Here is a 7,440-nt window from a genome sequence, read left to right as displayed (position 1 = left end):
AAATTGTGTGATGTTGAGCAAACATCGTGCTGTCGGTCAACAGCCTGAGGATTCTACCACAGCCGCTCATTCTTGTCAAATCGCGTGTCCGTGGGCGAAGGTCTCAGTTGGTGTGTCGTGACTCGTTTTGAAGTCATGCGTTGACAGCCCGTGGATTCTACCGCAGATCGGCAGCCTTGTCAAATGCGACGAAGCACGGAACCGCGAAGCGCGCGAAGAGCGCGAAGGGAGCGAGGGCTATTGGCTATTGGTTACGGGATTTAATGATGGAAATTTTAATCTATTTCCGAAAGCCAATAGCCTATAGCCTGAATTTTCATCCCTATGCTCTACGCTCTGTGTTCTATGCTCTATGCTCTGATTTGCGTTGCTTACTAAATTCTTTGCGAAATTTTTGGACTTTGGGCGAAACTACCGCCATACAATAGGGCTGGAATGGGTGATGGGCAAAATATTCTTGGTGATAATCTTCGGCCTCATAGTAGTTATTAATCGGCGTAACTTCGGTCACAATCGGGTCTGGCCATTGGCCACTTGCGTTCAAATTGGCAATCGCTTGCTCGGCAAGCGTTTTTTGCTCAGCATCGTGATAAAAAATCACCGAGCGATATTGTGGCCCTACATCATTGCCTTGGCGGTTCAATGTGGTCGGGTTATGGGTGGCAAAAAAGACATCCAAGATTTGGCTAAAGTTGATCACGCTTGGATCATAGGTTAAGCGCACAACTTCGGCATGGCCGGTTTTTTTGCCACAAACCTCTTCGTAGCTGGGGTTGGCAACATGGCCCCCAGCATAGCCAGATTCAACACTAATAATCCCTTGCAGGTCGTCAAATACGGCCTCGGTACACCAAAAACAACCATTACCAAGCGTTGCTTGGGCATATTGTTGAGTCATTTAGTTAACTATCCTTTGCTATCGCAACTACTAGCTAGAGAGCTAGCTAAAACAAAATTTGGCTTTGGAAAGGCCTAAAACATCCGTTGAACTCATCCGTTATTAAGTATACTCCAATTCTTGACTAAAATACGCTAGAATAATTCTTGACTTTGTTTATCAAGTATGTTATATTCCTCGCAGCTTAAAAATATATACCCGTTGCACTCATCCAGAGGAGCGGAGGGATCGGCCCGACGAAGCTCCAGCAACCATACTTAACCTGATCAGTTAAGTTTAAGGTGCTAATTCCGACAGTGATGTCTGACAGATGAGCAGTAGTTTGTGACATTAATGCCACGATCCCTACTCCTCATCTGCCCAATATACAGATGAGGTTTTTTTTATGGTCATGCACGCAACCTTGCCAAGCCGCGAGGCTCTGACAGCCTTAGATACGCAATTAACGAGCCAAACTCCGCAAGCAATTGTGCGGTGGGCGATCGATCATTATTTCCCTAACTTGGCCCTAACTTGCTCGTTTGGCGGCTCTTCTGGCATGGTATTGCTCGATATGGCGCTCAAAATCGAGCCAAATCTGCCAGTGTTGGTGCTCGATACCGGCGTGCTTTTCAGCGAAACCTATGCCTTGGTTGAGCAAATCGAAAAGCATTACGGAATTACGGTGCAATATTCGCGCCCAGCCCAAACTGTGGCCGAACAAGCTGCAACCCACGGCCCCGAGCTTTGGGGCACGAATCCCGATTTGTGCTGCAAGCTGCGGAAGGTCGAGCCACTCAAAAATGTGCTTGCGCCATACGACGCGTGGCTCACCGCGCTGCGCCGCGACCAAAGCAGCACCCGCGCCAATACACCGGTCGTTTCTTGGAACGACAAACATCAATTGGTTAAAATTTGCCCCCTAGCCTTGTGGACTGAACGCGATATCTGGCGTTACATTCATGCCAATGGTGTGCCATATAATCCATTGCTTGACCAAGGTTATACCAGCCTCGGATGTCATACTTGTACAAGCCACCCTGTGAACGGTGACCCACGCAGCGGACGCTGGGCTGGCTTTAATAAAACCGAGTGTGGACTCCATATCTAATTTTCAAGCTTTCGTTATGTTATGTGTAATCAATGCTGATTATCATAAAGTCACTACTTTATGGTAGCTATTATTCTATGTTCGAGGGTGTGCTTCAATGGCTGTTTCATCATTAATTTTGCCTCACGGCGGCACGTTGGTCAATCGGATTCCTAGTGGTTTGCTGCGCGAAAACTTGTTGCAATCGGCCCAAGATTTGCCGCAGATTTTGCTCGACGAACCGCATCGCGCTGATCTCTTAATGCTGGGGATTGGCTCGTACAGCCCCTTAACTGGTTTCTTAAATCGCCACGACTACAAGGCGGTCGTCGAAACCATGCACCTCAAAAATGGCTTGCCATGGTCGATTCCAATTACCTTGCCAATTACCGAAGATCAAGCCTACGATTTGGTGCTTGATCAGCCAGTGGCCTTAACCGACGAGCAAGGCACAATTTTGGCAGTGCTCGAAGTTGAAGATATTTTCCCCGTCGATGTTGAATACGAAGCCCAACATGTGTATCGCACAACCGAAGGCACGCACCCTGGCGTTGCTCGCTTGTATGCAGCACCCCGCTGGCGAGTTGGTGGCTCGATTTGGTTGTTGCAGGTTGAACAAGGCGCGTTCCCACACTTGCCACGCACGCCCCAAGAAGTTCGTCAATCGATCAGCGACGCTGGCTGGCGCACCGTGGTTGGGTTCCAAACCCGCAACCCTGTGCACCGCGCCCACGAATATATTCAAAAATGTGCCTTAGAAGTTGTTGATGGCTTGTTGTTGCACCCCTTGGTTGGCACCACCAAGAGCGATGATGTTCCTGCGCCAGCTCGCGTGCGTTCCTACGAGCGCTTGCTGCGTGAATATTATCCCGCCAATCGGGTGTTGCTGGGCGTTTTCCCTGCGCCAATGCGCTATGCAGGCCCTCGCGAAGCGATTTTCCACGCGTTGAATCGTAAAAACTATGGCTGCACCCACTTTATCGTTGGCCGCGATCACGCTGGGGTTGGCAATTATTACGGCACCTACGATGCGCAAGCGATTTTCAGCGAATTTGATCCTGCTGCCTTGGGCATTACGCCATTGTTCTTTGAACATACCTTTTACTGCCAACGCTGTGGCGCAATGGCTTCGGCCAAAACCTGCCCGCACTCTCACGAACACCACGTTATTTTGAGTGGCACTGCCGTGCGCGCGCTCTTGTCACGCGGCGAATTGCCACCACCAGAGTTCAGCCGCCGCGAAGTTATCGAAGAATTGATCGCTGCGTAACGAAAGAACATAGAGCATAGAACATAGGGTTTTATGCTCTAGCAAGGGAAGTAGTGAGCTTCATCGTTCCCATAAAGGATTTTTGTATGAGCCAAGGTTATATTATTTGGTTTACTGGATTATCAGGCGCAGGCAAATCGACGATTGCAGCGGCATTGGCGGAAGTGCTGCGCGAACGCGAACAACGCGTTGAGGTGCTTGACGGCGATGTGGTACGGACCCATTTGAGCAAAGGTTTGGGCTTCTCGAAAGAAGATCGCGATACCAACGTGCGGCGGATTGGCTGGGTTTGTGATTTGGTTGCGCGCCATGGCGGAGTGGCAATTGCCGCCGCCATCTCGCCCTATCGCCAAACCCGCGAGGAAATTCGCTCCAGCACCGCCCGCTTTGTCGAAGTCTATATCGATTGTCCCTTGGAAGTGTGTATCGACCGCGACGTTAAGGGCTTGTATGCCAAAGCGTTGGCTGGCGAAATCCCCCATTTCACTGGGGTTTCCGACCCATACGAACCGCCAACCAACCCCGAAGTGGTGATTCCAAGCCACGCCGAAGCGCTCGATGCCAGCGTTGCCCGCATTATCAACAAACTTGAGGAACTTGGCTATCTACCGACGGTTGCCGCCGTTGAGGAGGTCGCATGACTGCTACAACCCAAAAACTCAACCCCGTAGAATTGCAAAAAATCGAAAAAGACGGCTTGGCGGTGCTCGATGATATTTATCGCTACGCCCAAAGCGGCGATATTAATGACGTAACCGAAAGCGATATGAACCGTTTCAAATGGTATGGTTTGTATCACGATAAGCCCAAAGATGGCTTTTTTATGCTGCGGGTACGCTTGCCAGGCGGCATCATGACCGCTGATCAGGCTGATGCAATTGTGCAATTGGCCGAAACTGTCGCTCCAGGACGGGTCGAAATCACCACCCGCCAAACCTTCCAATTGCATACGATTGCCCTGCGCGATATTCCAACCGTGTTTCAGACCTTGGAAAGCGTTGGCCTTTCGTCAATTGAAGCGTGTGGCGATGTGCCACGTAACGTTGTGAGTAGCCCAGTTGCGGGCATTGCCGCCGACGAATGGCTCGATCCACGGCCATTTTTCAAGGCACTTGACGAGCACTTTGCCTACAACACCGATTACTCGAACTTGCCGCGCAAATACAAAATTTCGGTCGCTGGCGGCGGCCTCGACGCAACCCAAGCTCCAATCAACGACTTGGCCTTTACGCCAGGCCGTAAAGAAATCGATGGCGAAATTGTGCTGGGCTATAACGTTTGGGTTGGTGGCGGACTTTCGCACGAGCCATATCTGGCCCAAAATATTGATGTTTTTGTGCCCGCCGATCCCGAATTGGTCGTCGAAGTAGCGCGTGCAGTAACCTTGGTTTATCGCGATTTTGGCTACCGCGAAAAGCGCAACCATGCGCGGCTCAAATATCTCATTGCCGATTGGGGCGCAGAACGCTTCCGCGAAGAGGTCGAGCGCTATCTTGGCCATAGCTTGGAACGAGCGGCAACCGACGTGCCGCCAGCAGTCTATAGCGGCGATGTGGTTGGTGTGTTTCGCCAAAAGCAGCCAAATCTGTACTGGGTTGGCTTGCTTGTGCCAACTGGCCGCATCACGCCAGCCCAAATTCGCGAGGCTGCTCGTTTATCACGCGAATATGGTCAAAGCGAAATTCGCCTGACCCACAGCCAAAACTTACTCTTGCCCTACATTCCTGAAGCCCGCTTGGATGGCTTGCTGGCTGAGCCATTATTGCAAGAATTACAGCCAAATGGGCCACGAATTCAACGCACGGTGGTGGCTTGTACTGGCTTGCCCTACTGCAACTTTGCCACAATCGAAACCAAAGAAGCCGCATGGCAATTGGCCGGAGCTTTGGATAATAAAGTTGAGCTTGATGTGCCGTTGCGCATCCATCTTTCTGCTTGCCCGCACTCGTGCAGCCAACATAGCATCGCCGATATTGGCTTGCAGGGCGGCGTAATTCGCAACCCAGATGGCAGCAAAAACAAGTTGCCAGCAGCCGATATTCTGCTTGGCGGAGCCTTAGGCGACGATGCAGCGATTGCCCGCCGTGTCGCAACCAAAGTGCCTTGGTCGGAGCTAGCCGATCGTTTGGGCAACTTGGTAACGACCTACCAAGCCCAACGCACCAGCCCCGAAGACCAGTTTCGGCATTGGGCCAAACGCCAAACCGACGAGCAATTGCGCGACTATCTCGGCTTTGGCCAGCCAGAAACCGAGGAAGGCGTTTGGACTGAAGAAGGCTCGTGGAATAAAAGCCGCTAGTGCGTTCCCTCACCCCCCAGCCCCCTCTCCCGTCCGCGAGGCGAGGGGGAGCCGGACACCAAAAAGCCCCTCGCTCATCGGATGGGCGAGGGGTTGGGGTGAGGGAATCTGGCGCAAATTCGATAGAAAATAATTGTTTTATGGCTTCGCAAAAGCAAGATTTTGCTTATACTAGGCTTGCCCACATGATTTGCAATGCAGCTTTTGCCCAACCACTGCTGTTTGGCGCTGCTGTTGATTCAGCGGCTCAAGGCTGATTGCTATGTACCCAGTAGTTTTGACCAATTTAGCCCAACAACGCTGTGTGGTGGTTGGCGGCGGCACGGTGGCTGAGCGCAAAGTTGCCGGTTTAATTGCAGGCGGCGCAAGCCCAATTGTGATCAGCCCTGACCTCACAGCCCAACTTCAGCACTGGCAAGCCAACGGCCACATTCAGCACCTTGCCCGTGAATACCAGACTGGTGATTGTGATCAGGCGTTTTTGGTTGTTGCCGCAACCAACCAGCGTTCAATCAACCAGCAAATTGCCCAAGAATGCCACAACCGCCCAATCCTCCTCAATATCGCCGATGCTGCTGAAGAGGGTAATTTCATCACAACCGCAAGCCATCGCCAAGGCTCTTTATTGTTTAGCATCAGTAGTAGCGGGGCCAGCCCAGCCTTAAGTCGCTACCTACGCCAACAGCTGAGCAGCTATTTTGATCAACGCTATGCCACGCTGGCCCAAGTTGTCGCAAGCCAACGCAGCCAACTCGCCAGCCTCAGCAGCGCCGAACGCGAGCGCTATTTTGATCAACTGTTAGCTGCCTTAGCCGAAGAGCCGACCACGAGGCCCAATCACTTGCCAACGGAGGATTTATGACCCGCGAAGGCTTTGTTTCATTAGTTGGAGCTGGCCCAGGCTCCGCCGATTTAATCACGGTCAAAGGCTTACGCCGTTTGCAAAGTGCCGATGTGATCGTATTCGATGCCTTAGTTTTGCCCGAATTATTGGCCGAAGCGCGCAGCGATGCAGAGCTGATTCCAGCTGGCAAACGTGGCGGCCAACATTCAGCCAGCCAAGATTGGATTAACGCGACCTTAATTGAGCATGCCCAACGTGGCAAATTGGTCGTGCGGCTCAAAGGCGGCGATCCGTTTGTGTTTGGGCGCGGTGGCGAAGAAGCAGCAGCGCTCAGCGCCGCCGGAATTGCGTGGGAAGTTGTGCCAGGCATTTCTTCAGCAATTGCCGCCCCTGCCTATGCTGGCATTCCAGTCACCCATCGCGATGTTGCCTCATCAGTGGTGTTTGTAACTGGCCACGAAGATCCAACCAAGCCAACCAGCCGCATCAATTGGCAGGCCTTGGCCCAAGGCGTTGATACTTTGGTCTTTTTGATGGGTATTTCGCGGATTAACCACACGGTTGCGAGCTTGATTGCCAATGGTCGGCCTGCCGATACGCCAACCGCCGTGATTCGCTGGGGAACGACTGAGCAGCAAAAAACCGTGGTCGCGCCGCTTGATCAGATTGAGGCCGCAGTTAAAGCCGTTGGCATTAGCGCACCCGCCATTTTGATTGTAGGCGAAGTGGTTGCGCTACGCGAACAACTCAACTGGTTTGAATCAACGGTGCTCGAAATGCCCGAAGTTGTGCGCGCATTTGCGTAGCGAGAGCATAGAGCACAGAACATAGAACATAGAGATCGGGCTAGCAATAGCCTGATCTTTTTTTAACGCAGAGCCGCAGAGAACAGTAGGGTTCAGGGTTTAGGGGCTAGGGATCAGATGCTGTATGCTTTTAAACTGATCCCTGACACGTGAATTCTGAACCCTCGTTGCTTCGTGTTCTTCGTGGATCATCATTTAATCATTGACTTTAACGCTCTTTGTTGGCTACAATAACGAACATATGTTTCATTTTA

General features: G+C 51.7%; 7 protein-coding genes and 1 riboswitch. Of the genes, 6 read left to right on the top strand and 1 reads right to left on the bottom strand.

Features of this window, described 5'->3' with window-relative positions; all coding sequences use genetic code 11:
• Positions 1 to 343 precede the first annotated feature (343 nt).
• Positions 344 to 898 (bottom strand): peptide-methionine (S)-S-oxide reductase MsrA, encoded by a 555-nt coding sequence (gene msrA / locus JOD20_RS24880; protein WP_204757871.1) that lies wholly within the window; start codon positions 896 to 898, stop codon positions 344 to 346.
• A 204-nt stretch (positions 899 to 1,102) separates the two neighbouring features.
• Positions 1,103 to 1,215: riboswitch (SAM riboswitch) on the top strand.
• Between the two features lie 68 nt (positions 1,216 to 1,283).
• Between msrA and JOD20_RS24875 the strand changes: the two genes are divergently transcribed.
• The 6 genes from JOD20_RS24875 (at position 1,284) to cobA (ending at position 7,186) form a co-directional block, all read left to right on the top strand.
• Entirely contained in the window at positions 1,284 to 1,988 is a 705-nt protein-coding gene (locus JOD20_RS24875; protein ID WP_204757870.1) for a phosphoadenylyl-sulfate reductase, read from the top strand.
• A gap of 97 nt (positions 1,989 to 2,085) precedes the next feature.
• Positions 2,086 to 3,237 (top strand): sulfate adenylyltransferase, encoded by a 1,152-nt coding sequence (gene sat / locus JOD20_RS24870; RefSeq protein WP_204757869.1) that lies wholly within the window; start codon positions 2,086 to 2,088, stop codon positions 3,235 to 3,237.
• 86 nt (positions 3,238 to 3,323) lie between these two features.
• Positions 3,324 to 3,878, top strand: a complete 555-nt coding sequence (cysC, locus tag JOD20_RS24865; protein WP_204757868.1) for an adenylyl-sulfate kinase — start codon at positions 3,324 to 3,326, stop codon at positions 3,876 to 3,878.
• Entirely contained in the window at positions 3,875 to 5,536 is a 1,662-nt protein-coding gene (locus JOD20_RS24860; RefSeq protein ID WP_204757867.1) for a nitrite/sulfite reductase, read from the top strand. The genes cysC and JOD20_RS24860 overlap by 4 nt, the downstream gene beginning before the upstream one ends.
• A 262-nt stretch (positions 5,537 to 5,798) precedes the next feature.
• Positions 5,799 to 6,398: a precorrin-2 dehydrogenase/sirohydrochlorin ferrochelatase family protein gene (locus tag JOD20_RS24855; RefSeq protein WP_204757866.1), complete on the top strand. Its 600-nt coding sequence runs from the start codon at positions 5,799 to 5,801 to the stop codon at positions 6,396 to 6,398.
• Positions 6,395 to 7,186 carry a uroporphyrinogen-III C-methyltransferase gene (gene cobA, locus JOD20_RS24850; RefSeq protein WP_204757865.1) on the top strand — a complete coding sequence of 264 codons (792 nt, stop codon included), beginning with the start codon at positions 6,395 to 6,397 and terminating at the stop codon, positions 7,184 to 7,186. Before JOD20_RS24855 ends, cobA begins: the two co-directional genes overlap by 4 nt.
• The last annotated feature ends 254 nt before the right edge of the window (positions 7,187 to 7,440 follow it).

It is taken from the genome of Herpetosiphon giganteus, assembly GCF_016907925.1.
GTDB classification, from domain to species: Bacteria; Chloroflexota; Chloroflexia; order Chloroflexales; family Herpetosiphonaceae; genus Herpetosiphon; species Herpetosiphon giganteus.
Note: the sequence above shows the minus strand (reverse complement) of the source record. Positions and strands in the feature narration are given on the sequence as shown.